Origin of the sequence: Bradyrhizobium sp. CSA207, assembly GCF_029051685.1 — a bacterium.
GTDB lineage: Bacteria > Pseudomonadota > Alphaproteobacteria > Rhizobiales > Xanthobacteraceae > Bradyrhizobium.
The window spans coordinates 1-24,132 of the sequence record NZ_JAACFT010000028.1 but is presented as its reverse complement, the minus strand read 5'-3'; the positions used below and the strand labels follow the sequence as shown (position 1 = coordinate 24,132).

At 56.4% G+C, this 24,132-nt stretch carries 18 protein-coding genes and 4 pseudogenes; 11 read left to right on the top strand and 11 right to left on the bottom strand.

The window, feature by feature from the left end; all coding sequences use genetic code 11:
* Nucleotides 1–2: 2 nt before the first annotated feature.
* Entirely contained in the window at nucleotides 3–395 is a 393-nt protein-coding gene (locus tag GWG65_RS28135) for a Nif11 family protein (protein WP_275198805.1), read from the bottom strand.
* An 809-nt stretch (nucleotides 396–1,204) separates the two neighbouring features.
* Here GWG65_RS28135 and GWG65_RS28130 point away from each other — a divergent pair.
* A protein-coding gene (locus GWG65_RS28130; protein WP_275198847.1) for an IS630 family transposase occupies nucleotides 1,205–2,175 on the top strand; the annotation gives its coding sequence in 2 pieces (ribosomal slippage) (nucleotides 1,205–1,502 and nucleotides 1,502–2,175; 972 coding nt in all).
* 170 nt (nucleotides 2,176–2,345) lie between these two features.
* Here the strand turns inward: GWG65_RS28130 and GWG65_RS28125 are convergent.
* From GWG65_RS28125 to GWG65_RS28115, 3 genes are all read right to left on the bottom strand, one after another.
* Nucleotides 2,346–3,653, bottom strand: a complete 1,308-nt coding sequence (locus GWG65_RS28125) for a radical SAM protein (RefSeq protein ID WP_275198804.1) — start codon at nucleotides 3,651–3,653, stop codon at nucleotides 2,346–2,348.
* A gap of 776 nt (nucleotides 3,654–4,429) precedes the next feature.
* Nucleotides 4,430–5,980 carry a peptidase S10 gene (locus GWG65_RS28120; RefSeq protein ID WP_275198803.1) on the bottom strand — a complete coding sequence of 517 codons (1,551 nt, stop codon included), beginning with the start codon at nucleotides 5,978–5,980 and terminating at the stop codon, nucleotides 4,430–4,432.
* Nucleotides 5,981–6,368: 388 nt separating this feature from the next.
* Complete coding sequence (locus tag GWG65_RS28115; protein WP_275198802.1) at nucleotides 6,369–6,569, bottom strand: hypothetical protein; 201 nt, start codon at nucleotides 6,567–6,569, stop codon at nucleotides 6,369–6,371.
* A gap of 169 nt (nucleotides 6,570–6,738) precedes the next feature.
* Between GWG65_RS28115 and GWG65_RS28110 the strand changes: the two are divergent.
* The 3 genes and pseudogenes from GWG65_RS28110 to GWG65_RS28100 all read left to right on the top strand — a co-directional run.
* Nucleotides 6,739–6,958, top strand: a pseudogene (locus GWG65_RS28110) (IS630 family transposase); the annotation flags it as partial.
* Between the two features lie 636 nt (nucleotides 6,959–7,594).
* Nucleotides 7,595–8,293 carry a hypothetical protein gene (locus GWG65_RS28105; protein WP_275198801.1) on the top strand — a complete coding sequence of 233 codons (699 nt, stop codon included), beginning with the start codon at nucleotides 7,595–7,597 and terminating at the stop codon, nucleotides 8,291–8,293.
* A gap of 79 nt (nucleotides 8,294–8,372) precedes the next feature.
* Nucleotides 8,373–8,711, top strand: a complete 339-nt coding sequence (locus GWG65_RS28100; RefSeq protein WP_275198800.1) for a hypothetical protein — start codon at nucleotides 8,373–8,375, stop codon at nucleotides 8,709–8,711.
* A 117-nt stretch (nucleotides 8,712–8,828) separates the two neighbouring features.
* Here the strand turns inward: GWG65_RS28100 and GWG65_RS28095 are convergent.
* The 3 genes and pseudogenes from GWG65_RS28095 to aepX form a co-directional block, all read right to left on the bottom strand.
* A pseudogene (locus GWG65_RS28095) lies at nucleotides 8,829–9,375 on the bottom strand (transposase); the annotation flags it as partial.
* Nucleotides 9,376–9,833: 458 nt separating this feature from the next.
* Nucleotides 9,834–11,486, bottom strand: a complete 1,653-nt coding sequence (locus GWG65_RS28090) for a glycerophosphodiester phosphodiesterase family protein (RefSeq protein ID WP_275198799.1) — start codon at nucleotides 11,484–11,486, stop codon at nucleotides 9,834–9,836.
* Between the two features lie 321 nt (nucleotides 11,487–11,807).
* Nucleotides 11,808–12,668 (bottom strand): phosphoenolpyruvate mutase, encoded by an 861-nt coding sequence (aepX, locus tag GWG65_RS28085; protein WP_275198846.1) that lies wholly within the window; start codon nucleotides 12,666–12,668, stop codon nucleotides 11,808–11,810.
* Between the two features lie 182 nt (nucleotides 12,669–12,850).
* On the opposite strand from aepX, the pseudogene GWG65_RS28080 reads away from it, so the two are divergent.
* The 7 genes and pseudogenes from GWG65_RS28080 to GWG65_RS28050 form a co-directional block, all read left to right on the top strand.
* Nucleotides 12,851–13,129: pseudogene (locus tag GWG65_RS28080) on the top strand (transposase); the annotation flags it as partial.
* A gap of 1,105 nt (nucleotides 13,130–14,234) precedes the next feature.
* On the top strand, nucleotides 14,235–15,440 hold the full coding sequence (locus GWG65_RS28075; protein ID WP_275198798.1) for an aminotransferase class I/II-fold pyridoxal phosphate-dependent enzyme: 1,206 nt from the start codon (nucleotides 14,235–14,237) through the stop codon (nucleotides 15,438–15,440).
* Between the two features lie 24 nt (nucleotides 15,441–15,464).
* On the top strand, nucleotides 15,465–16,280 hold the full coding sequence (locus tag GWG65_RS28070) for a phosphocholine cytidylyltransferase family protein (RefSeq protein WP_275198797.1): 816 nt from the start codon (nucleotides 15,465–15,467) through the stop codon (nucleotides 16,278–16,280).
* Nucleotides 16,277–16,897 (top strand): CDP-alcohol phosphatidyltransferase family protein, encoded by a 621-nt coding sequence (locus tag GWG65_RS28065; protein WP_275198796.1) that lies wholly within the window; start codon nucleotides 16,277–16,279, stop codon nucleotides 16,895–16,897. Before GWG65_RS28070 ends, GWG65_RS28065 begins: the two co-directional genes overlap by 4 nt.
* A gap of 42 nt (nucleotides 16,898–16,939) precedes the next feature.
* Entirely contained in the window at nucleotides 16,940–18,070 is a 1,131-nt protein-coding gene (locus GWG65_RS28060; RefSeq protein WP_275198795.1) for a PLP-dependent aminotransferase family protein, read from the top strand.
* Nucleotides 18,071–18,096: 26 nt separating this feature from the next.
* On the top strand, nucleotides 18,097–19,932 hold the full coding sequence (locus GWG65_RS28055; protein ID WP_275198794.1) for a succinylglutamate desuccinylase/aspartoacylase family protein: 1,836 nt from the start codon (nucleotides 18,097–18,099) through the stop codon (nucleotides 19,930–19,932).
* Between the two features lie 197 nt (nucleotides 19,933–20,129).
* On the top strand, nucleotides 20,130–20,795 hold the full coding sequence (locus tag GWG65_RS28050; protein ID WP_275198793.1) for a class I SAM-dependent methyltransferase: 666 nt from the start codon (nucleotides 20,130–20,132) through the stop codon (nucleotides 20,793–20,795).
* A 7-nt stretch (nucleotides 20,796–20,802) separates the two neighbouring features.
* Here GWG65_RS28050 and GWG65_RS28045 read toward each other — a convergent pair whose 3' ends face one another.
* The 4 genes and pseudogenes from GWG65_RS28045 to GWG65_RS28030 all read right to left on the bottom strand — a co-directional run.
* Complete coding sequence (locus GWG65_RS28045) at nucleotides 20,803–21,948, bottom strand: alpha/beta fold hydrolase (protein WP_275198792.1); 1,146 nt, start codon at nucleotides 21,946–21,948, stop codon at nucleotides 20,803–20,805.
* Nucleotides 21,949–22,078: 130 nt separating this feature from the next.
* Nucleotides 22,079–22,588, bottom strand: a complete 510-nt coding sequence (locus tag GWG65_RS28040; protein ID WP_275198791.1) for an HIT domain-containing protein — start codon at nucleotides 22,586–22,588, stop codon at nucleotides 22,079–22,081.
* Between the two features lie 157 nt (nucleotides 22,589–22,745).
* Nucleotides 22,746–23,066, bottom strand: a complete 321-nt coding sequence (locus GWG65_RS28035) for a hypothetical protein (RefSeq protein ID WP_275198790.1) — start codon at nucleotides 23,064–23,066, stop codon at nucleotides 22,746–22,748.
* A gap of 551 nt (nucleotides 23,067–23,617) precedes the next feature.
* Nucleotides 23,618–23,958, bottom strand: a pseudogene (locus GWG65_RS28030) (IS5 family transposase); the annotation flags it as partial.
* Nucleotides 23,959–24,132 lie beyond the last annotated feature (174 nt).

Below are 24,132 nucleotides of genomic sequence, written 5' to 3'. Positions count from 1 at the left end.
TGTCAGGCCACGACCGCAACAACAACAACCAGAACAACAGCGACGGGCTCGACTGCCGAGGCGAAGTGAGAGTGCGCTTCCGCGACCTGTACGCCGCTCGTGGGCACCTCCGCAGCGGACCTGGCCAACCCGGCGGCCTGCACAACGCCGCTCGAGATCGCAACACTCGAATCAGGATTGGCGCCGGCAGTCGCATCGAGCTGCTTACTAATCAACTCCTGTCGGCTTCGACACCGGATGTAACTCTTCGCTTCATCAAGAGTAAAATTGTAGCCGTGACTTTTTCCGACCGCTACAATTGATGCAAGACCTGTAGCACTCTGTTTTGCGTTCTCGAGCAGATTGCCCTTTTTCCCTAGATCGTTGACAAATCGCTCTATCTCAGTTCGCGACACAGCCAGTCTCCACGTCTTCGCTTAATGTTGCCAAACTATGCACGATGCCTTCGCAGGCGATCGACGCCGACAGCGCAAACAAAGCAAGCAACGCGCCAGACTGAAAATTTCTGATTTTTCGCTTTGCCTAGCGTCGTCAACACGACAACATTGGTTTGGAACCGACAACCGGCCCACGACGCGGGACAGGATTTCGTTGTCGGTATCTAAAGTCGTCCGTTCTTCAATCGCGGGCGACAGCAAACCGAGCGGCGCAGTGCAGGGCGACGGTGTCGGGCACGCATGCAGGATGCGGCATCAACCCGTGCTATGGCTTTACGCGCCAGTGCAGAGGACATTCGGGTGGCACCTCCCGTTACTGATCGCTTGACCAAAGCGACTCAAAACGAACTCCAGCAATCTCTTGAGATTGCTGGGCTCTCTCGATCGATTTGGTGGCGGGTCCCGAAACGAACGCCAGATCGAAGACCCTCGTTTGTGGTTTCCGCGCTTCCGGGAGGCAAGTGATAATCGGTTTCGAGGGGGCGGACGAGGGTTCTCACCACGGTTTGTTCACGATCATTCACTTGAAGCCGAACCAATTCAGCGCAACGGCCTTGGTCTGAGTCAGGCGTGGATGGACTGATCTTTGGCGCTCTGACCGCGGGACTTGTCGATGCTAATGGTGACTAGAGCGTTAGCCCATCTGACTGAATCGTTGGGGATTCACAAATCAGCGTTTTGGTGATTCAAGCTACCCGCCGGGACGGGAGGCCGGCGGGCATGGCGAAACCGCTGTCGAGGGACTTCGGGAACGAGGGCTTGCCACCATTGCGGGCGGCGTATCCGGCCGGCAGGCTGCCGAGCGGTTTGAAGTAAGTGCGGCGAGCGTCAGCCGATGGCGGATGCTAGAGCGAGAGCAAGGGGATGCCCAGCCAAGAGCTCATGGCGGTGATCGCAAGTCCCACCGGATCGATGCCCATCAGGCGAGGATCATGGCCTTGCTCAAGGCAACCCCTGACATCACCATCGAGGAATTGCGTGACAGCCTGAGCAAAGAAGATCTTTCCTTCGGCTATGGGACGATCCGTCGCTTCTTCGAGCGCCACAACATCACGCGCAAAAAAAGACCGCCCATGCCACCGAGCAAGATCGCCCGGATGTCTTGACGCGGCGGGAAGCCTGGCGCGAGAGCCAAGGCAAGCTCGATCGTGACTGGCTCGTCTTCATTGATGAGACCTGGGCGTCGACCAACATGGCGCGAACACATGGCCGCTGCCAGCGCGGCGAACGTCTACGAGCCGCCGTTCCGCACGGCCACTGGAAAACAACAACCTGCGTGGCTGCTCTAACCACGCGCGGCATCATCGCGCCCTGGGTGCTCGATGGCCCTAGCAACCGTGATGCCTTCGAGACTTACGTGGAAAAGGTGCTCGTTCCCGAGCTTCCGCAAGACGCGATTGTCATCATGGACAACCTCTCCAGCCACAAAGGGCCGCGCATACGCGAGATGATCGAAGCTGCTGGCGCGACGCTCCTCTATCTTCCGCCCTACAGCCCCGACCTCAACCCGATCGAGAATGCCTTCGCCAAGCTCAAAGCAAATTTGCGAAAGGCCGCCGAACGTACGGTCAATGGTCTCTGGGATGCCGTTGGCCGCATCGTCGACACCTACACCCCCGCAGAATCCACAAACTACTTCGTGGCCGCAGGGTACTTGCAACCTGATCGGCTAACGCTCTCTAGCACCTTGCCCAACAGGTGGCGCGTTACCGCGTCGGCCGCCGCCGGCTTGGCATGATAGAACCCTACGGTCGGGCTGCGCGCCATCTGCCCACTTAAACAACCTCAGACGGCGAGCTGATCGTCTCCGAACTCTCGTCGCGGTTCAGGCGCTCGTGCACTGCTGGCCTTGAAGACCGGAAAGCGCTTTGCACGTACTCGCCGTTTTTGGTTACGGCCTGTGCGGCGTCATACACCAGCCCGGCCGACGCGTAGGCGTGGTAACCCGTGTCGCCAGCGTCTGGCATTTGATCTTGTTCCCTGCGACCTGAGCGTCAACAAGGCCATCGACGTCATGCTCACGCGACTCAACGGCGTCCAGGAGGAGTTCCATGAAGGCGAGGTCGTGCCGCCGCAGTTCGGTCGCAAGCGCGTGGAATTTGACCAGGTCCTCGTCCTCGAGTGCCTTTGGCGCGCTGATGGCGTCGATCGCTTTGTCGTAAAGGCGAAGAGGCTCTTGTGCCAGCGCTTTAGGCCCGTATAGGCCTGAACCACGTCTTCGTCGGCCAGACGATAGTTTCGGCTGCCACTCCCATCGTCGTTGGCGTCGATCAGATTTCGTTTTCGCAGCAGCCTCGTGAACGGCGTTCCTTCGGCCGCATACATCTCGGAGAAAATTCCCTTGCTGATCGTCCAAACGTAGTCCGACATGCGACGGTGATTTTCCCGCAACTCTTCCATCGTCGCGCCGTGATCAAAGAGAATGTGCCCGGCTTGCACGTAGATGCCGTGTTTCTTGAAGACATCAAGGGCTTGCAGGTTTTGATCAACGCTTGCACTCTTCGCCATCCTCTTCAATGCGGATTCCGAATAATTCTCAATACCGCACGAAAACGCGAAGAAGCCCGCTCGCTTGAGCTGCCTAATTGCCTCGTCGGTCACGCGATCCGCTCTGATCGAACCTCGCAAGCGCACGCGCAGGCCTCGCGATTGAATATCGTCGGCAAGTTCACGGCACCACAGCTCGTCTCGAGGCGGCTCAATAAGGCTGTCGTCGATGACTTTGAAACACGTCGCCCCGAGGCGGCTAACCTGCTCCAGCTCGTCGACGACGTTTTCGATCGAACGCTGCCTCCAATGCGAACCATCCGATACCTTCGCAAAGGCAACGATCGAGCAGAACGTGCAGTGGGCCGCGCAGCCGCGTGACGAAAGCACGGGCACAGCGCTCCGCCGCTCAAGTGAGGCGCGGATCGCGTCGCGGCTAGGAAAAGGTATGGCGTCAAGGTTCGCGACCGCTGGCCTGCGCCCGCTACGAACGATCTTGCCGTCGTGTTTGTAGCTGATACCTGAAATGTCGGAGAGGTCCAGTTTACCGAATGCGAAGTGCTCGCTCAACTCGCAGACAGTTTCTTCGGCCTCGCCGAGGACCACGACGTCGAACCCAGCGTTCAGGAACTCATCCAGGTGAAAGGTCGGCCCGTAGCCGCCGGCGATCATCGGGGTTTGTAGACCACGCTGACGAAGCAGCTGCATGACTTCGATTGCCCGAGCCATAGCAGGAAAATCCGATCCACAGCGGAACCGGCAGCCGGGCTATCGAATCTGCGATCTCGTCGCTCGTCAGACCGCCCAGCCAACCGTCGATGATTTGGACATTCGCCCCCTTGCTTCTGAGAATACTCGCCAGGTAACCGAGCCCCAAATTTTCCTCGGCGGTACGGTGCGTGATCGGCGCGGGCGTAGCCAGAACTATCGGCGGAATACCGCGTAAGGGTAAGACTGCCTCGCGCAACGCGAACCTCTCGGTATTCCGTGTACAGTTACGACTAGCTGTGAACGACACTCAGAGGTGCTTCCCATTGACGCTCCTAAGATGCCAGTTGTGCAGAACTGCTCTCTGAGGAGATTTACCACGGCAGTAGAAATTTGATGGTTGTACAAGATTGACGCAATGCAAGGGTAGATAGGAACACTCAAGAAACCGTTTTCAAGCGCCCGCAGAGTCGGGAAAGGCAAACCTCACCCGAGTCGGCAACAATGATGCGGCACAAGCGACAAGGAGGAGGCTCCCCTGGTCCATAACCAAAACCGGGGGAACCATGAACTTACACGTCGGGCTTGATATTTCTCAGCGCAAAACCGCCATCTGCGTAGTCAACGGCAAGGGCAAGATCATTGCCGAAGCGATATCCATAGCTGGCTGGTCGGCAAAGAGATCGATCTCACGGCCATCCAGGGAGTTTGCCTCGAAGCCGGCGCCATGATCAGCTTCATCTATAACTATGCTCGTGCGAACACGAGCATGCTTGTGACCTAGTTCTCGGTGCGGGTTACTTCATCATCGCTTCGGCCTCTGCACGAAACGCGTGGCGCGAGCCATCTCGTGAATAGAACATGTGGCCGCCTGGATAGACTACGAGTTTGACGCGCGGTGCTGAAGCAAATGGCGGCAATTGGTCGAGCACGATCTGTGATCCGAAATAAGGCGTGACGAGGTCAAACAGGCCGTGCCCGACTAGCAATTTCATCTTCGGGTCCGTTGCGAGAATCTGGCGCAGCTCCGACAGCGACTCCGGAGGCCCGCGGCCGTAATCCCACGCCTGCCCGACCGCGTGGTTGACTAGCTCATAGGAGCCGTCCGGCCACCAGTTTAGCTTGCGCGTAAGGAGATCGACAGTGGCGCTGGTCAGAGGTGCGAGCAGCGTGTCGCTCGACGAATCGCCGGAAAGATAGAAATCCGAGTCCGGGAACGGATCGAGGCCACGCACTGAGGCGTCATATTTGCCGATTAACATGCCGTTCTTACGATCGAACTCACGGCGAAACGCGGCGAGGTCGAAGCGGCCCGCGAGCCTGCGACTCACCGCCTGATCGATGCCGGTCAGCGCCGCGACCTTGTCGGCCAGGCGCGTGGTCGCTTCCTTGTCCGCCTGACCTTTGATTAGGTCGATCAGAAACTCTCCGCGTGCATAAGCTTCCACGTCGGCGAGATCGGCTCGCTTTACCGGACCCTCGGCTTCACGCAGGGTCGCGACATAGCTCGGCAGTGTTGCGATGTATTGCAGCAGGCCAGTGCGGGCATATTGGCCGTAGTCGAAGAGTGGCGAGACCATTATCAGGCCCTTGACGCCTATGCCCTGCCGCATCTGCAACTGGTGCACAACCTTTGGCCCGCGAATGCCCCCATAGCTTTCACCCACGATGTATTTCGGCGACAACAGCCGGTCATGCTTTTCGAGCCAGCGACGGACCACCAGCGCGAGCGCGTTGACGTCGCCGTCAACGGAAAAGAGCCGCTTGCGCACATCATCGCCGGTTCCCACGAAACGGCTATAGCCTGTGCCTACGGGGTCGATAAACACCAAATCGGTGAAATCGAGCCAAGTCTCCGCGTTTGGCCTCACCTCCGGAAAAGTGGATGGCGTGACCTCGTCTGCATTGATCGGCAGCCGCCACGGTCCGGCGTTGCCGAGCTGCAGCCAGGCCGATGATGAGCCCGGTCCTCCGTTGAAGAAGAACGTTACCGGGCGCGTGCCGCGATCGGTGCCGTCAAGCTGATAGGAGGTATAGACGATGTCGGCCTCCGGCTCGCCCTTCTCGTCGAACAGGCGGATGGAGCCGGCCGTCGCGATGAAAGAGAGCGTCCGCCCAGGGAGATCAAGCGTTTGCCTGGTGCTGGAGTCCGGCGGCAGGCGATGCTGCTCGACCGCCGACGGCGTACTCGGCGCTTGGCCGGCGCGTTCGCCGGGGCCGCCGTTCTGGCCGGCTGGCGTTGTGGCATTGGCGCGCGGCGGCGGATTGTCTGCCCGCGCGCTCCCCACGATCCCGCTGGCAAAAAGGATCAACGCAAGAGAGCTGCTGCGCAGTGCGGTCGACGACATAGAGGATCTCCTGTGCAGGGCTTGCACTGTTGGTGCGCGAGGCGTGTCTGTCAAAACGACCTAGTCACTAGCTCATGCGTGGGAACAACAAACCTACTAGAGTCAGCAGTTGTCACCGTCAGCGCGTGCAGATCATATGCCCCCACCATCGCCAATCGCCCCGATTGGCGGCTTGACCGCTGGTCAGCACAACGCGCTGGGCCTTCACGGCATGGCCAAGGCCTTCGTCGACATCGGAAGTCCCGCTCGATGTCGCGGGAACTGCTTCAGTTTTTGAGGGATCTCCGACAGCGATTTCTCAAAATTCTGGAAATAGCGTCTCGCGATGATGAATACTGGACCAAGTCGCGAAGTTCGAAGACCCGTGGAAGCTCCCGTCGATACACGTTTATCCTCCGCCACACCAAAGGGCGGCGACCAGAGCGAAAATCGCGGCGCCCGCGAAGCCCTTAGTGACGTAGGCTTGCTCTGATTGTAGGTGATTCAACAGATCGGCCAGGTCGTCGGCGTCTTCCAGGGGAAGGCCATTTTGGGCGACGTCATTGATCAGCAGCAAAACCGGTGCGGATGTCGTAAACCGTCCAGCCATTCGTCTCGGATCGAATATCGTATCGTACAGTCATTCCTCATCATGACACGCGGCCTGGTTGTTTCAAATCTTGTTTGCAAGTGGAGAGAACGATGCATTTCCGTTGTGCAGGGCGCATCCGGCTTCGCCGGTCAGACTCTAGCTACCTATCCAGCGACGAACGGGGTCCTTGTCCTTCGGCATCGATGAGAAAAGCCAGATCCAGGCACTCGAACGCGAGCTACCGGCCTTGGCGGTGATGCCTGGGGTACCGGGGCGGCCCAGATACGTGCGCCGTGGATGCCTGCTGTCTGCAGCGCTCGATGTCACCTCGGGCTTCCGTCATCGGCAAACGCCTCAAGCGTCATCGAGCCATCGAGTTGTTGAAGTTCTTAAAAAGAAACGATGCTCCAGGCTTCGATATCGATGAACGCTCCGTGTTGTCGCGTTCAGCACTGTTCGGTTTGATAAGTTTATGGCAGAGACCCGACACCGAGACTCGGTTCTACGTTGGCGCAGTGCAAAGCGCATCGTTTCGTCAACGGCTCGCACAGCATCTCTTGTGGCACGCCGATTGCCTATAAGTGGCAAACAATCTGTTGCGATCACGGCCGTCGTGAAATCGCATGGAGTAAATTGTGACCACCGTGGCGCACGTTTAACGTCACAACTGAGAGACTGGGAAGTGATGACAACTCGTGCGCGCGCATCGGCCAGCAAGGATGGACTGCAGGTTACTCGGATTGATCTCGCCGCAGCGCTTCGGCTGATCCACCTGCTCGGCCTTGATGGCGCATCCACAACCAAATCTCGATCCGCGCCTGGCGCGCATGATCGCTTTCTGATCATTAGTGAGGAAGGATGCAAGGCTGAAGCAGTTCGACAAAGGAAGTCGCCGTTTCATGAAAGCAGCTGCAGCACTGCAAGCCCCAGACATCAAAAGCAAGCAATCTCGTCGGGGCCGCCATGGCGTGTGACGGATTTTAAGTCGCAGGCATGGCGCTCGGTCGATCTAAGGAATCCGTTGCAGCAGGTGGAGTGCGGCCATGAGCATTCAGAAAAAGAGGATCGCAAAATTCGATCTTGCACTCAAAAATAGGCACGGTGTTCGTATCGAGGAAGTCTTCAGACTTGGCGCACTGAGAGACGGAATTCAACTTCTCACGACCGATATATCATTTCCAATTCTTGGGCAAATCATACCGAGACTCGAAATCGAAATATTTGGCCCGCAGTTCGTCAAAAAGATCACCGTACGGATCAATTCGAACTCGCCATTTATGTTTGACGGAGAGGTCCTCCTTGCATCCATAAACGACGAGATTGAACAAGTCCGTTGTCGACAACATATTGACCCCGAACGCTCGCCTACGGGTATGTACAATTTCGGTATGATGCGCGCGAATGGCGCCCGGAGTTTCGTGTTCGATTATCATGTTTACTGCTGTTATTCGCGCGAATTCTGTTTTAAAGAAAATGAATGGGAGGCGCTGGCCATTCAAGGAGGTGATACTAATTACAAGGCCAATTTTCAGGAGTGTTTGAATTATGCGGACAGGAATGGCCACACGTTTGATGACAAATACGATATCGTTTGGCTATGCACTGGAAGCATCAAGGATGAGAAGACCGAATTGGACCGACATTCGACAATCTCTCGTCGGCTCAGAGAGGCGGGGTATACAAAGAGTATTTACGTATCCCAGGTGGTTCCGCCGGGCATCCGAAACGACAGGGATAAATAAGCGAAGAAATTACCTTTCAGTTCTGAGAGATGCTGGCGTTTCGCGATTCAACACGGGGGTCGATATCGTCGATGCCGGAATGCGAAGAAAGTATATCCGTGGCCTGAAGGGCGAATACACTTTTGAAGAGTACATGCCGATCTTTACCGACGCAGTCGACGTGTTTGGTCGGTTCGGAGCCGGAAGCTGCCTTCTGGCCGGAATTGAGGCTGCAGAGAACACGATTAATGGATTGGAAGAATTGGCGAAGATCGGCGTAGCACCTGCTCCGACGGTGTTGACACCGTTCGTCGTAAAGCAAATGGGCATTCCATTCTCGTTCGATCTCGAAGAGCTGATAGATACCCATGTTCGCTTCAACAATATTGTCGCCCGATATGAGCTGCCAGTCTTCTCCGGCGTATTCAGCTTGGCTTGAGTCGTCGATAGCTACAATCCACGCGGCGTTGTTGGCTCAAAACTAGGAATCCATGAGCGCGCCGCCAGGTTCTTGAAGGATCGCTATGGAAGCCCGCTGGACCTAGCTAGTGGTTCATCACAGTAATTTTGACTCTTTGGCGATGGTTGGATATGCGCGGCCGAGTTTGGCGCCGGCTTTGTCGGTTGTGAACATCCATTTGATGCGGTCTCGTGCTTCTGTTGCCATGCTGCGATCTCTTTTCGGAGCCGTTTGGCGTCGTCGATGCGGCGGCCGAGACACTGGCGCTGCAGCACGCTGATCTCGCACTCGACCATGTTGAGCCAACTGGCGTGTTTCGGTGTGTAGTAGAATTCGAGGCGACGCAGGATGCGACGGGCCTCGGCGGGCGCAAATGCTTGATACAGCGCGCCGGCGGACTGATCGACAGATTGTCCTGCACGACACGGATACTGGCGGCATCGGGATAATGGACGTCGACGAGTTCAGGCATGCAGTGGGCGACCACGGCGGCGCGGCGGTCTGCTATCTTGACGTTGCGCCAGCCACGATGCGGATCGAAGTTAACGAAGAGATTGACGGTGCCGTTGCGGCGGTACTCATAATCGTAGCGCTCGCGCTGTCCGGGCCTGGCCGGGATCGGCTGACGCACCTCGCAGCCCAAGTTTCCGAGATCAGGGAATTGCGTTCTGATGTGATCACGTTCATGTCGTGTCGCTCCTCATGCATCGGCGCGAACAGGAGAGCCGGCCAGACGCGGCGAGTATTCCCCGACGTCGCCACGTACTGAACGGCACCGCTGCACACGGCGCGGATGCCCTTCATGCCAAGCAGCAGGCGATCGTTCGGCAGCCGACGGAACGATGTGATGGTTAGGCTGGTTGCTGCTTTTTGCTCTCATGCACGAGCTTAGCACTACGTGCTTCTGCGTGAATGCGGCAGGCGGAGGTCAAGCGCTGTCTCGTCCGCCGATTCACGATGGCGGGCCGCCAACTGACGCGGTCCTACTCTTGCAGGACTTCATGTTTGGATTCCTTCGACTGGCCAGCTCATCATATCCCTTCGCAGCTTTCTGCAGGGGGCGTGCAACAATCGTGGTGCAGATCACCATGGGCCATAGGCTCACCGATGACGTGGATCGCTCATCCAGCTCGGCTTGCCACTGATAACCTTCGGTGCGGCGATAATGGATGCCGGGTTGTAGTGGGCATCTATCGGAAAGGCATAATCCGCATGGCTGCCCTCAGTGATATAGCCGGCGGCATAGAGCGTCTCCAAATAAGCATTGTCGGACAGCAGCACGTCGGCATAGGGCTCAAGCGCGCCGAAAGTGGCGCGGAACTCCATGTCGGGACGGCCGGGCAGGGTGATCGGCACGCCCTGAGCACTATAGTAAAACTTCTGCCCGTTAACGGAGAACGCTTCCGAGATATAGGACGCCGTGACAGGCGTACTGGCGAACTTCTTGCCCGCTGCCTGGAATTTCGCGGTCACCTGATTCATCTTGTCGAAGTTGTCGGTTCCCTTGAAACGGGAGATTTCCACCATGGTGAGATTGCCCAGCCTATCGAAGGAGGTCAGCCAATCGCTGGCCTGGGTCGCCTGGTCTTTATCGATGTTAGACGACTGGACGTCTTCCGCCTTGATGAGAAGCGGAATCAGATTGAGCTTGTTATCAGGCGAGACAGTCACATTGGCAAAGTTCAGTGGATCAAGTACTTTTCTGGTCTTGCTGTCCCAGCTCGCAATAATCAGGTCGGTAGTGGGCACATAGGTTGAATAGATCTTGATGCCGAGGTGCCTCCGCACGTCAGCATTATCAAGCGCCGACAGCGCCTTGATTGTTCTGATCGTCGATACCTCGTCCTTGGGGTCGATGATAACGTTGAACTCCTCGCCGTTTCTATTCTTCTCGCGGACGTAATCGATCATATTCTGCAGGTCTTCCATCTTTTGCGGATTGCCGTTGCGGTCAAGCGCCGGAATTCGTTCATTATTGAAAGGATTCCATATCGAGAGGTTCATGTTCTTGATTTCCTCGGTAGGGACATCCGAAATCAGGCAATTGTTCGGATCGCCGGTAACCCGCCCGAGTGTAGTGTCATGCATCATCCAGGCATGGCCGCTCCTATCTGCGCGAAGATCGAGTTCGACACCGTGGAAACCGTGCTTAAGCGCGTTGTCGGCGGCTGAAATGGTGTTTTCGAGAATGCCCTTGGAATTATCGAACAGACCGCGGTGCGGCAGTACTTGCTTCCGATGCGGATCGATGCCGCGGGTCTTGGCTTCGGGGCCGGTCAGGAAGAGATCCTTCCCGTAACCGGAGGTGTCGATTTCGAACTCTGCGTCGCCAAGAGCGGGCCTATCAAGACCGAATCTGGATTTCCAAGCGGCCTTGTTGCCGGCCAGCAGCCACTCGGTGATCATCTTGTTGACGGTGCCATCGACGGGATCGTTCGGATCATTGGAGCCAAATTTTTGGGTTGTCTCGCCACATGCGGGAACCGGTAGAGAGATGGCTTTAGCGCCCGGCTGCACCCGGCCGATTTGGGTTTGCATGGCAGCCTTCGCCTCGTCTCCCGCAAGCGCATCGGTGACACTGCCAGCCGCAGCTGAGGCGACAACTATGGTCCCAATCAACCCTAGCCGGGTCAGTTGCTTGCGCCAGCGGCGCATACTGAAGGAGAACACGTTGCGAACGGCGCCGCCACGCAGATTTGTCACGTTGGCGGCTGTGCCCGAAGAGTTGAGCAGAACCATCCGTTGCGTTAACATAAGCGCTCTCCCTCGGTCTCAAATGTTACTTGTGGTTGTGGTTGCTGTCGCGGTGTGGAGTCTACCGGCTTTCTTGAAGAGGACGACGGATCACCGTCCGCGTTGGCGCCTCTTCAAAAGAGAAATGAGCCCCGTAGATCTGCAGCATGTTCGGATCAGCCGCGCAAGAGCTGTGCGCCCGTCTATGGCGCATCCAATTTTGAGAGGGAACGCCTGTGCTTCGCTGAAACATGCGGTGGAGCGTAACAGTAAGGCGGCCGATTGCATGACGGTGGTCCTTCGAGAACGAGTCTGTTGCGTGTAAATGCGAGGTCATTGCCCTCAGTCAAGAGGATGAAGATAGCGCGCTTCCGCGCGGGCAAGTTCGTCATACCTCAACAGTTCGAAGACCTCGTCGAGCGTCGCAATATTGGGCTCAATGCCGGCAACGCCTTCTTCAGCAATGACGCGACGGCAGGCCTGTCCCATTGCTGCTATTGCAGCTCGCACTGAGTGGTTGGCCCAGATCACTGTTGAGATGCGGGCATTACGATACGCAGAGACTGGTGTTCGATAGTATGTCGTTGGCACGATCACGACGGGCAATCGGCTTTGCCAGGTGCGCGTGAAGGAAAGAACCTCGTCCGCGGTGCTCTTTCGCGAGTGAATGAGGATCGCATCCGCACCCGCGTCCGCGTAAGCATGAGCGCGTAAAATGGCTTCGTCCATTCCATGCCCCGCGATCAACGCCTCGATCCGGGCCACGAGGACCAAGTCTTCCGCGACTGTATCCTTGACTGCCCGCAGGCGGCCGGAGAATTCGTGGATATCGGCGAGGGGGTGACGATCGCCAATGAGCGAGTTCATCTTCGGAAAGCAGCTGTCCTCCAGCGCAACGCCGGCAGCGCCTCGTTGACGGAGCTTGCGGGCAAGGAGGCGTGCATTGTTGAAATTCCCGAAGCCGCCATCGCCGTCAACCAGAACAGGCAGTTTGCTCGAGTCCACGATCCGCTCGACTGCATCGACAAGTTGGCACCATGACGCTTCGTTGACATCACGATACCCAAGAGAGGAGGCAATTGAAAGACCGGACGCCCAGAGACCTTTGAACCCTGCCCGCTCGGCGATCGCAGCGGAGAGGCCGTCATGCGCTTCCATGAGGAAGGAGAGTTCAAGATTGGAGCACACCTGTGCACGCAGCACTTCTGCGGGCGAGGATGCGGTGCATCGATCAGGACCGTTGGCGAGTACAGATTGTGGTTGACATTTCATGCCGAACACCTCAGGAGCGACGGTTGAGGAGCCCGACTGAGCAGCCCAACCTTCATTCGGCAATCACTCGCCATTTCTGACATCTAGATCAATTAGCAGGCTTGATAGTTGACGGGGCGTTCCTCGCCCGTCCGGTCGAGGGCGATGGCCCTCTCTGTGGATCGACGCCACCTGCGTGAGGGTGCGCCAGCAGGGTCGCAATGTCTCGGTCGCGGGGATCGTCGCGATCATCGTGCAGGATGGCCGGCCGGAAATCCCCGGCATGGATGTCGGCCCATCCGCGGATGGCGTTCCTGCGCAGGCTCGCCAGGCGGGGTCTGCGCGGCCTCAAGCTAGTGAGTCTCGGACGCCCACGAGGCATCAAGGCGGCCGCCAAGGTGCTGAACGCCACGTGACAGCGCTGCCGAGTGGAGGTTGTCGAAAAGAGTTCGCGCGGACTGATTCCGTTTTCCTTGTGAGTCGCGGTCGGAGGGCGCCACATGCTGAGAAGGAACAGAATCAGATAGAGCTGTTCGTCACCTCCTCGCTTCGCCACCAAATCCCCGAGCGGTTCGGGTCGATCGCGTACTCTATTCTTCTCGGCTACACCACGAAGTCTCACTGTTACTTCTTCGGCGATGGCCGGGCGATTATCCGGAAGTCGCTGTAGGGTTGATGCTCGCTGCGCTGTCACTAGGCATCGTCGACGATCGGAGGCTCAAGCCAATGTCGCCATCCGATGGTTCGTCGGCTAAGGACCGCATGACGCTCTTCCCGACCACTCCAGCTTGATACGCATCCGCGAGCGGTGGGGTGCAGTGCGCCACCGCATGATCTTCAAGCGGGGCGGGCGGGGGCCCGTCTCAAGGCGAAGATCGCGACCGCCGATGTCGTTCACATCGATGCATCGCTTATCCGCACCACTCTGAGCTCAATAAGCATCGTCGGTAGCGCGGGCGGCACTCTCAGGATCGGACGGCGGCATGTTTCAACCGCCTTGTGCATGGACATGCTTGCAAATGATAGAAGCCATCGCCAAGGGCCACTCGAGACGTACTCGACTCCGAGCACCGTAGAGCCGCAACTCTCGTCTCAATTCTAACGACTTACGTTTGCGCCCGGGTCAACTACCAACGCTAGTATTTGATCTACTGATGGGAGCAAACTATTTGACGGATGAGCATCGGGCTACGCAAACATCAACCGCAAGGAGTTCAGCATGCAAACTCACTCAAAATCTGTTCTGGCCGACGGCCGCGATCGATACGTTGGCTCCTCGATTCCAAAATACTGTGTGCTCAAGTCTGCTCCAACCGCGCCCCTCCTTCTTCGTGTAAGTGCATAAGGGCGCCATGGCGCGATGAAGGGGGCGCCGGTCTCAATGAACTCTTAAGCCCATTTGGCTACGACGCGGTTGTCAAACGGAAGAGTGATATCCGCCGAGGCAGATCGCGTACCGGCGGCGAAGCGGTTGCGATCACCTTAACAAACTCGACAATCGATGCAGGAGGAGCGCACATGTTGGCGCAACGGATGTCTTTGCTGTCAGGTTCGGGCACTGCCGCCGCCCGTGAGGCGGCTAAGATAGCTGCCGCGACCGGCCGTCAGATCATCGATCTGGCCGCCGGCGAAGTCATCATCGAGCCACCATCATCCGTGCGCGAAGGAGCGATTGCCGCCATCAATGCCGGGGCGAACCGGTATACCGATTCCATCGGCCTGACGCCGCTTCGCGGCGCTGTCGCCGCAAAGCTGTCTGCGGAAACAGGCATCGACTGGAATACGGATAACATCGCTATCACTGCGGGTGCAAAGCAGGGCCTGCTCGACGCTGCCTTGGTCGTGTTCAATCCCGGTGATGAGGTCATCATCATTCGTCCCTGCTGGCCGACATTCTCGTCCCAGGTTCTTCTCGTCGGCGCTAAGCCCGTGTTCGTTGACGCCCGTCCCCCGACATATATTCCCGAAATTTATGCAATCCGTGCCGCTGTCACCCCGCGCACGAAAGCCATTATCATAAACTCGCCGAACAATCCGACTGGCGCAGTGTATGATCGAACGACTCTACAAGCTATCGGCGATCTCGCGATCAACTATCAGCTCTGGATCGTTTCCGACGAAAGCTACTCCAGCTTCGTATTCACCGGTTCGCGCCATGAGTCGATCGTCATGGCGCATCCCGGCGTCCGTTCAAGGACAATCCTGGTCAACGCCTTCTCAAAAGAGCTGGCGATCACCGGTTGGCGCCTGGGTTACTTCGCAGCTCCTCCAGAGATCGTTTCCGCGGCCAAGAAGCTGCAGAGCCATACGACCTCGAATGCCAATGTAATCGCACAGCATGCCATCCTGCATCACCTTCAAGTCGGCGACGGCAGTTTTGAACGAAGGATGCATGAGCGTCTGTCCGACGCTCGCAACAATGGTCTTCGCATCCTCTCTGGTCTGCAGGACGTAAGCTCGCTGGGCGCCGACGGCTCGTTCTTCTTCTATCTCGATCTCAGTAGGCTTGTCTCAGCTTTGCCGGCCAGCGGCCACCTTCGATCCACCGACGACATTGCACGATTGCTCCTGGAGGAAGCCGATGTGGGATCCGTTGCCGGCGGTACCTTTGGCGACGTGAATGGCCTGCGTCTCTGTTTCGGTGCTCCACCAGACCTGCTGGAGACGGGACTGAAACGCGTCGTCGAGACCCTGAACAGCCTGAAGACCAGGCAACCAGCCTGAAGCTTGCCAGAAGGACGTTTCAAAATGCTCAATGGTACACGGGCGGTGATCCTTGCCGCAGGAATGGGCTCCAGGCTGCGCCCCTACACGGAATTTGTTCCGAAACCTTTGGTGGAGGTGAACGGAACCGCGATGCTGCACAACGCGCTGCATCAGTTGTCTGAGCTCGGGGCTCGCGAAGCAACCATCGTCGTGGGTTATCGCGAAGAAGCCATCGAACAGTCCTGCGGCCATCGGTTCGAGGAGGTCGACATCGAGTATGTCCACAATCCCATCTTCGATCGGACCGGCAGCGCCTATTCCTTATGGCTAGCGCGAAATACAATGCTTGCCGGCGACACCGTCTTTCTCGAAGGCGATGTGTTCTTTGAGCGCGAAGTCCTCGAAAGAACACTTCGAACGGTCTCATCTACCCAGCAGAGCGTGGCGGCTGTGGCGGCGTTCAACGCAGCAATGAGTGGCTCCGCCGTCGAGCTGGCTGACGATGGTTCTGTCGTCACGTTCGCCATGAACCAGACGCCCGTCGAGGCCCGGGCCAGGGGTCTCTTCAAGACCATCAACCTGACGCGCTTTTCCGCAGACGCCTCACGCGAACAGCTCGTGCCAGCACTGCACCGCGCTGTGAAAAGCGGGCATCGTACGGCCTATGTCGAGCAGATCCTCGCGCTGCTTGTCGAGAAGCGAGAGCTGCAGCTTTCAGCGGCGGATTGCAGCGATACCCTCTGGTTCGAGATCGATAGCGAAGATGATCTGCGCCTAGCGGAGAAGATTTTCGCGCCGCCGATGAGTCCCGCATTTCCCGCGGCAAGTTCCATCCCGCCGACAGGAGCAACGCGATGATCGGGTATCTGCGTGATTACGCAAATGCCATCACCGCCCTCGCCTATCTCTTTGCCGTCATCGGGCTGTTCCTGGCCTTAAACCAAAAGATAGAGTTCGGCGTTGCGGCAATGCTTTGGACCTGGTCTCTGGATCATTGGGACGGGCATGTTGCCCGGAAGATGCGCCATCTTCGCCGTCCAGGCGTGGCGGAGTTCGGGAAAAGCTTCGATGGATTTGCCGATCTCATTCATGGCGTTGTGTTCCCGGCCATGATCATTATCCTTCTTGGTCAAGGCACGATGCTGTCGCTCGTCGCGAGCTTGGCGCTGGTATTGGCGGGCGCGATCAGGCTCAGCCATTTCGAAAATGTCGGACTCACATCTGACGCGCGATTTATTGGCATTCCGGTTTCGTACGATACGCCAGTCCTTACTATCCTGCTGCTCGCTCGCCCGTTGTTATCGGACGATGTTTTTCCGACGATTGTTGCGGCAGCCTTCATCATACTCGCGCCGTTACACGTGACCACTGCAATCCGCGTCCCAGCCATTCGTGGAATTGCGGTGCCGATCGCGACGGGCTTTGCAATCGCCGGCTCGATCGCGCTGGCAACTGTCGCGGGTCTTGCCCGTTAAGCCGACTGAACATCGTTGTAGTTTGAAGCCAAGGACGCAAAAATGGACGATCTTTCGAACGTTAGCGAAGTTGCACAGGCTTCCGCACGGCTCATCGACTTCGGACGCAATTTTCCACCTCCGAGTCCGCTTATCCGGACAGCAATCCAGGAATCCTTTTCCTATCTTGCGAAGACGGACGTTGCGGAGGCTATTCGATTTCCTCGTTTCACCGGCACAGCGAAAGATCGTGAAGCCGGTGCCAATTGGCTCGCACGGCGATTTGAAGGAACGCCGGATCCGGACCGAATAGTGCTCGCTAACGGTACGCAGAGCATCCTCGCTATGTTGCTTGCGTACTATGTTAAACCAGGTGGCGTGCTCCTGACGGAGGCGCTCACCTATCCCGCGATCAAACCGCTATCGCAGTTGTTAGGAGTAAAGTTGCACGGGATCTCAATTGATGCGGAGGGGATCGAGCCCGGAAGCCTCAATCAAGCGTGCATAAAACTCAACGGGAACGCGCGCGCCTTATACTGCATGCCCACCCTTCATAATCCCACCTCAGCGATTATGACCGAGACGAGGCGGCAAGACATCGCGAAGATCGCACGCCGTTATGATCTTTCGATCTTTGAGGACGACATTTATGGTGTTCTCCCGCAAAAGGCTCCTCCTCCGCTCTCTGCGTACGCGCCCGAACGCAGCTGGTACATCATGGGTCTCAGTAAATCTCTGGCCTCCCAGCTTCGGGTCGCCTACGTTGCGGGTCCAAGTTTGTTGAAGATGCAGAAGGTATTTTGGCCTGGGGTTAGAACGACGAATTGGATGGTTGCGCCTCTCATCGCGGAAATCGCGACCCATTGGCTAGCGACCGGCTTGGCAGCTGAAATTCTAAATTCAATGCGCGTCGAAATCCAAAATCGGCGCAATATCGCCCAGCAGGCGTTCGGCATGCCATTCGATATCGATCCCGCAAGTTACCACCTTTGGATCAAACTGCCCAATGGCCCCAACCTCAACGATTTCGTCGAAGCCCTGAAGCAACGAGGCGTTGTCGTCGGGGCCGGAGATTCCTTTGCCGTCGGCTCCTCCCTAGGTGACACAAGATTCCGGATAGGACTCGGGGTCGCCGCCGATCACAACGAACTCCGCAAAGGTCTCGCGATAGTGAGCGACCTTATCAAAGCGTAACTGTTTTAGAGATCGAGAGCGTTTCGATGACAACCACCTTTCACAATTTTGAGACCCCTTGGTCCGAGTTCACTGGCGAGGGCGAAAACTATGACCTTTATAGGCCCAGCTATCCCGCTGAGGTCGCAAGGGTCATCATTGATCACGTCACCAACAAACATCTCGATGGTGCAATTGTGGACGTTGGGAGCGGCACAGGACTTTTCACAAGGGTGCTCGCCGCGGAAGTGAAGGGAAGACTCTCCGTCATTGGCGTCGATCCGAACGCTGACATGACTCATGTTGCTGTTAAGTCAGCACCTAGCGGTCTGCAAATCACCTTCCGTATTGCACCAGCTGAGCAATTGCCATTGCCGGACAGGTCTGTGTCTGCCGTCGCGGCCGCTACAGCGGCCCATCGGTTTGATAGGCCCGCGTTCTACAACGAGGTCGCGCGCACATTACTTCCAGGCGGCATCTTGGCGCTTGTTCACAATCGACACCGGTACTGGGACAGTCCGGCACTTGCCGAATATCATGAGTTCGTCGAACAGTGCATTTCAGAGTACCGCAGAGGCACTTTCACCACCGCGGCAGGAACATACTCAACGATCGATTTTTACAGCGAACTCGGTGCTGACCGCAGATTTGAAGACGTGAACGTTCGGCATTGGAATTGGGAGTTTGATACGAGCCTTTCGCACTTCCTGGCACTGAGTTTCTCTTCCAGTCTCATTCAACGATCCGCCTCGGCGATTGGTAAGCAAGCCGTCACTGAAAAGCTGACCGAAATATTTGAGCGATATTCGCAAAAAGGCTTACTGCGTCAACCTCACGTAACCGAAGTAACATTCGCAACAAAAACAAATGATCGGATTTCACGAAAGATGAGTGCCGCGGTCTTAACGACAGATCTCGCTAGCGATGGCTATCACTCAGGGCTTATTCGCGTTCCCATCTCAACAGGCCGAAGTGCTTTCGGCTGGACAGCAATACCCGTGATCTCCGTCAAGAATGGGAATGGTCCCTGCGCATTGTTGCTTGGCGGCTGCCACGGTGACGAGTATGAAGGTCAGATCGCCCTTCGGCTGCTATCGCAAGAGCTAAAATGCCGGACGATAAGTGGTCAAGTCATCATTATCCCCGGTTTGAACGGCCCCGCGGTCCACTCGGGATCGCGCCTCTCGCCATTTGATGACGGTAATCTAAATACCGCGTTCCCTGGGGTGCCAATTGGAAAGCCTACTCAGGTCCTCGCCCATTTTATCGAAGCCTCCTTGTTACCCAGAGCTGCACTCGTTGTGGATACGCACTCCGGAGGACATAACGTCGAATATGCGTGTTGCGCGATGCTTCCGCCCATATCCGAGACAACACAGCGGGAAAGGCTTTTTGAACTGGCCCGAGTCCTCGGAATGCCGATGACATTCGTTTTGGACCAAGAAGATCACAACGCGGGAAGTATCTTTGCCGCGTGCGAACGGGTCGGAGTGTCAGCTATAGCTGCGGAGCTCGGCGGAGGTGCAACCATCAACATTGACGCTCTGCGTTTCTTAACAGAGGGGATCTTACGCATACTCGCCTATCTGAAAATTCTACGCGAGCCGGCTCGGAAAAGTGATACGGAAACGATCTTGATCCGTCGCCTGCCCATCTCTGAAACCGTTTGCGCGCCTGAGTCCGGATTGTTTCAACCCGCGGTCAATCCAGGAGATGAGGTCGAGGCTGATCAAATTGCTGGATGGATTCACAATATCGAGGCACCTTGGAGCTCTCCAAAGGAGGTACGGTTTTCTCGGGGTGGCAAGATACTGTGTAGGCGCCTTCCTGTACCGACGATGCAAGGTGACGGCCTGTTTAAGCTCGGAGTCGATTGGAGATAACAGAAATTAGGCGAAGGAGCCTGTTCTGGCCTTTGGTCAACCCGGGCGTGGACCGATCATCATCCATCATAATCATCATCATTGGAGATCGAAGGATGTCAGTTGAAGCCATTAAGCAAACGGATTTCTCACCATGCGCATCTCACTATAGCGCTCGGGTACCGTACTCTAGCCGGGTCGTTGAGAGCATCCGGCACATGATCGCGAAAGACAAGGATAACCCTGTGGTTGTAGAACTCGCCGCCGGGACAGGGATACTTACCAAAGCGCTCGCGGAGGCGAATGCTTCGGGGTACGCAGTCGAGCCTAACGCAGCAATGCGCGATGAAGCAATCCGACTTGGGAACGGCGCCGGGAGTTTCGATTTTGTGCTCAAACGAGCCGAAGCCACGGGCTTGCCGCAAGACAAGGTCGATTGGATCGTTATCGGAAATGGCTTTCATCTTGTCGACACGGAGCAGACCCTCAAGGAAGCCCTGCGGCTGCTTCGTCGTCAGGGTTATTTTACTGCGATCTGGCTGATGAACGACGTAACGACTGAAGGAATTCAAAAATCAACGCTTGAATTGTTCAGACGCTCAGTACCGACACTTCCGAATCTAGATGCGGTGGTTGAAGGCTTGATGGTCGATCTCACCCAAGATCCGCGCTTCAATAATAGCTCATATATGGAAAGCATCGATACGATTGAAATGACGCCTCTTCGATACATTGAAGTCTGGCGGTCCTCAAACTATGTCTCTAGTTTAGCTGGAAGTGATTTATGGAATAGATTGCTTTCTGCGCTAGTTGAGCTAGTCGGCTCCTGTTCTGTGACTACACGCTGGAGGACTCGAGCTTGGACAGTTCAGCTAAGTGAGTAGCTGAAGATCATGAGACGGAATATCTTTGCTCGTGTGTCCTCATTGAGGGATCGAGGACTTCCGATATCTCTTTCTTTAAGCGTGAGGAGGCTTGAACGAGTCGAAAGATGGACTGCGCGGTTTGCCGAGCGCCGCTTTCGCCGACAAAAAAGAAATGATTCCCCGGAACATGCTCTGTCAGCCTATTGCCGACGCTAAGTACAATTTCGCAGAGCCTCTGCCACTCCTTGGGATGCAACGCGGAAAAGTCGACTGATGGTGTCTGCCAATCGGCAAGAAGTTTCTGGGTGTTAAAGAACGTCCACCGCGCCTTATCAGCTAAGACATGCACAGCATCTCGCGGCGAACTTGGTATGATCGCGCCTACAATAGGCCACTCGGGGAAATTGAATGTGCCCATATCAGATGCCGCGTGAGCCAAGGACTTGTATAAGCGACCATCGGCGAACCTGTCACTTTCTCCGCGGATAGACACAGGTGTTTCTGCTAAAAATTCCTCTCTATATACGGAGGCGGGAATAATCATTCTGCCTTCTTGGGCGTCCTGGAATCTCAAGTCTTCTTCCCACACATCCGCGTAGGTCCTAGCTCCGCTTTTAGGGGCGCAAAAATCAATGTAGCCTGTATATCGGACGTTGACAGTTGTGAGGTCAAGAGGAGCTAAGCCAGGGATCGGCGGCGTTGCGGCAAGTGAAATGAAGGCCTCAAGTTGAAGCGATTTGGCGGAAAGCGCCATATTCAGAGATCTGGCCACTCGTCCACCCATGCTCCAAGCGCAGGCTATCACGTTTCGTGTCAGCGCATGAGTCTCGATGGCACGGTTTGTAGCAATCGCTGTTAGTTCGCCCCATTCCCTAACCGTCAAGTCGCCGGAGTTGCTCTGGTGACTTCCTTCATCTCTTGGATAGGAAACCGCCAGCATCCCATATCCTAACGCTTCCAACCAGTGTGCCAAGAAATCTGATTGCTTGGCTTCAGGGTAGCCATAGGAAATCCGACCGAGGTGCCCGCCACCGGGGACGAATACGACAAGCGGCAGGTTGAAAACTCGAGGGGCACGATAATAGGTCAGAAGCTTGTGCCGGCCAATCGCCACGACCTCTTCACCTGGATAGAGACGAAACCTCGTTTCCCTTGCTTCCGGATAACTCACAATTTGCTCCGACGAATGTAAGCGAATAGCCCCGCGCCGAAAGATGCTCGATCTGCCAGCGGCAGCTCTGCATCGACCCCAACAAAGACGAAGAGACTACGCGATATCGGCGCGGGAAACTGATGTACGCTTAGCTGGGCATCCCGGGCCGAGGCTCGCATTCAAACGACACCTCGATTTCATGTCGATTAGCAAGCCTTCTTATTCCGAGCTTGAGTTGATCTCGGATACTCGACAGATCCTCATCGGATGGGTGTACGCTCTCCACGATTTCGCGATCAATGCTCCAGATAGCGTCTTCGGGCAATGGGTCCGTGCCGTATCGCGGTATGATATTCCAATGCACATGCGGAAAGTTGTTCCCAAAGAGCGCGACGTTCATTTTCCTCGCGTTGAAAGAAGTTTGCACCGCCTCTGTTACAATGGACATTTCGACCAGATGGCGCGCCACAAAATCGTTGGGCAACTCATGTAGTTCTTTCGCTGGAAACTTGCTCGTAAAGAAAGAGTATCCGCGAAAATACTGACGATTCTTGCTGAGGCTCACATACCCAGTACCGAGCTGTGCAACGAAATGACGCTCATCGGCCCCGTCGATTCGCTTCATCGCCTCTTTGGCGGAGATCAGTGTCCCGGACATTGCTATTTCCTTGTAGATTGCAAATCTTAATCTGGCGTTCAGGCAGTTACGTCTTCGGCAGAAGACTCGTTACATCACGTACCATGCGAGGCATCGCCTCCTCAGGCGAGCGCTTAAACCCACATCGTTCCACGACTTGTCTTTGGCAATGAAATCATTAAGAGGCATAACGATCCCCGCCGGGCGAGGATAGGCATATCGGGATAACAGACGACGCGGCGACGTCCGGCAAATCGTTTGTCATCGAGGAGAGCAACGTTCGTTGTAGCAATGCGGGGCAATCAGCGGCGTTGGATTCAAGCTTGATTTGAAAATCCGGATAGCGACGCATGAATTCGTTGGCGATCTTCTCTCGGTAAGCGGCATCTCGAGATGGGAAGGCATATGCCACTCGGAGAGAAATCTGCTCCGAGCTCGCACAGTTAACAGTGCCCAGAATGAATAGAGCGCCGGTGAGCGTCATGGCGGTCGTGCGCAACGTTGACTCCTATTCGTTGAATGAGCAGGCTTATTGGGCGACACGACGAAGGGGAGGCTGAGCGTCGCATAGGTGTTCAAGAGATCAGTTTGCTAGCCGAGGAAGACCTGGGTAGTGGCTACCGTCGTCGATGGCGAGCGCGCGCGAGACTGGAACTTGATCGCCACGTGGATCTGCTTCGGCCTCCTACCGTCCACCACCCGCCGATGGATCGAATCGGTGTCTTGAGCCCGGCCAACATTGCCAACGGCAGCTTGAGACCTGGTAAGGTGACGAGCTTTTTGTCAGCGATCTTAAGCGAAACGCCCTGGAGTTCCGAAGTCGAATCCGGCTGATTTGCTAACGTTTTCAACGGGAGCGCCACTCATCACCTCGGCAGCATATAAGATTAGGCTTTCGCGCTTCAGAAAAGCGAGATCGAGAAGTTTGCGCGCATCAAATGAAGCCTTAAACGCGACAAGACGGTGTCGCTGCCATGGCAGATCGTTGACATAAATGGTACAAGCCGGGAATTGGTACGGGAAATGGTAGCCACTGGGTAGTGTGGACACTTATCGCATCCATAAAACGATGGCAGCGAGAGTGACTACTGCGCGGTAATTTCGGGCGGTCTTTTCGAAGCGGGTTGCGACGCGGCGGAACTGCTTGAGCCTTGAGAAGCAGCATTCGACGAGATGGCGCTGGGCATAGAGATGCTTGTCCAGCGGATATTTGAGTGCACGTGACGGGTTGTTGGGAATGACGGCGAGCGCTCCTTGGCGGCGATGGCTTGGCGCAAGTGATCGGCGTCATAGGCTGTATCGGCCATGACGACCTCAGCAGGTAATCCCTCGATCAATGCGCCTGCTTGCGGTGCATCGCCCTCCTGACCTGCGGTCAGCGTGAACCGTAACCGCGCGTCCCAGGTCGAGGGTCGCATTCAAACGACACTCCTATTCCGTAAGCGCGATTTTCCCCGCACGTTGACGCCTGCGCTTTTGACGGATGGCCTTCGTATCGGGGGCGGCGTCTGGCCTGTTCAGGCAGTGGCGGTTTTGGGGAAGTTGAAGGGCAGCAGGTCGGTGAT

Excerpts from the sequence above, each read along its gene's own strand:
- GWG65_RS28125 (WP_275198804.1), bottom strand. The coding sequence starts at position 3,653 with ATGGCTCGGGCAATCGAAGTCATGCAGCTGCTTCGTCAGCGTGGTCTA.
- GWG65_RS28120 (WP_275198803.1), bottom strand. The coding sequence starts at position 5,980 with ATGTCGTCGACCGCACTGCGCAGCAGCTCTCTTGCGTTGATCCTTTTT.
- GWG65_RS28115 (WP_275198802.1), bottom strand. The coding sequence starts at position 6,569 with ATGGCTGGACGGTTTACGACATCCGCACCGGTTTTGCTGCTGATCAAT.
- GWG65_RS28105 (WP_275198801.1), top strand. The coding sequence starts at position 7,595 with ATGAGCATTCAGAAAAAGAGGATCGCAAAATTCGATCTTGCACTCAAA.
- GWG65_RS28100 (WP_275198800.1), top strand. The coding sequence starts at position 8,373 with ATGCGAAGAAAGTATATCCGTGGCCTGAAGGGCGAATACACTTTTGAA.
- GWG65_RS28090 (WP_275198799.1), bottom strand. The coding sequence starts at position 11,486 with ATGTTAACGCAACGGATGGTTCTGCTCAACTCTTCGGGCACAGCCGCC.
- GWG65_RS28075 (WP_275198798.1), top strand. The coding sequence starts at position 14,235 with ATGTTGGCGCAACGGATGTCTTTGCTGTCAGGTTCGGGCACTGCCGCC.
- GWG65_RS28070 (WP_275198797.1), top strand. The coding sequence starts at position 15,465 with ATGCTCAATGGTACACGGGCGGTGATCCTTGCCGCAGGAATGGGCTCC.
- GWG65_RS28065 (WP_275198796.1), top strand. The coding sequence starts at position 16,277 with ATGATCGGGTATCTGCGTGATTACGCAAATGCCATCACCGCCCTCGCC.
- GWG65_RS28060 (WP_275198795.1), top strand. The coding sequence starts at position 16,940 with ATGGACGATCTTTCGAACGTTAGCGAAGTTGCACAGGCTTCCGCACGG.
- GWG65_RS28055 (WP_275198794.1), top strand. The coding sequence starts at position 18,097 with ATGACAACCACCTTTCACAATTTTGAGACCCCTTGGTCCGAGTTCACT.
- GWG65_RS28050 (WP_275198793.1), top strand. The coding sequence starts at position 20,130 with ATGATCGCGAAAGACAAGGATAACCCTGTGGTTGTAGAACTCGCCGCC.
- GWG65_RS28040 (WP_275198791.1), bottom strand. The coding sequence starts at position 22,588 with ATGTCCGGGACACTGATCTCCGCCAAAGAGGCGATGAAGCGAATCGAC.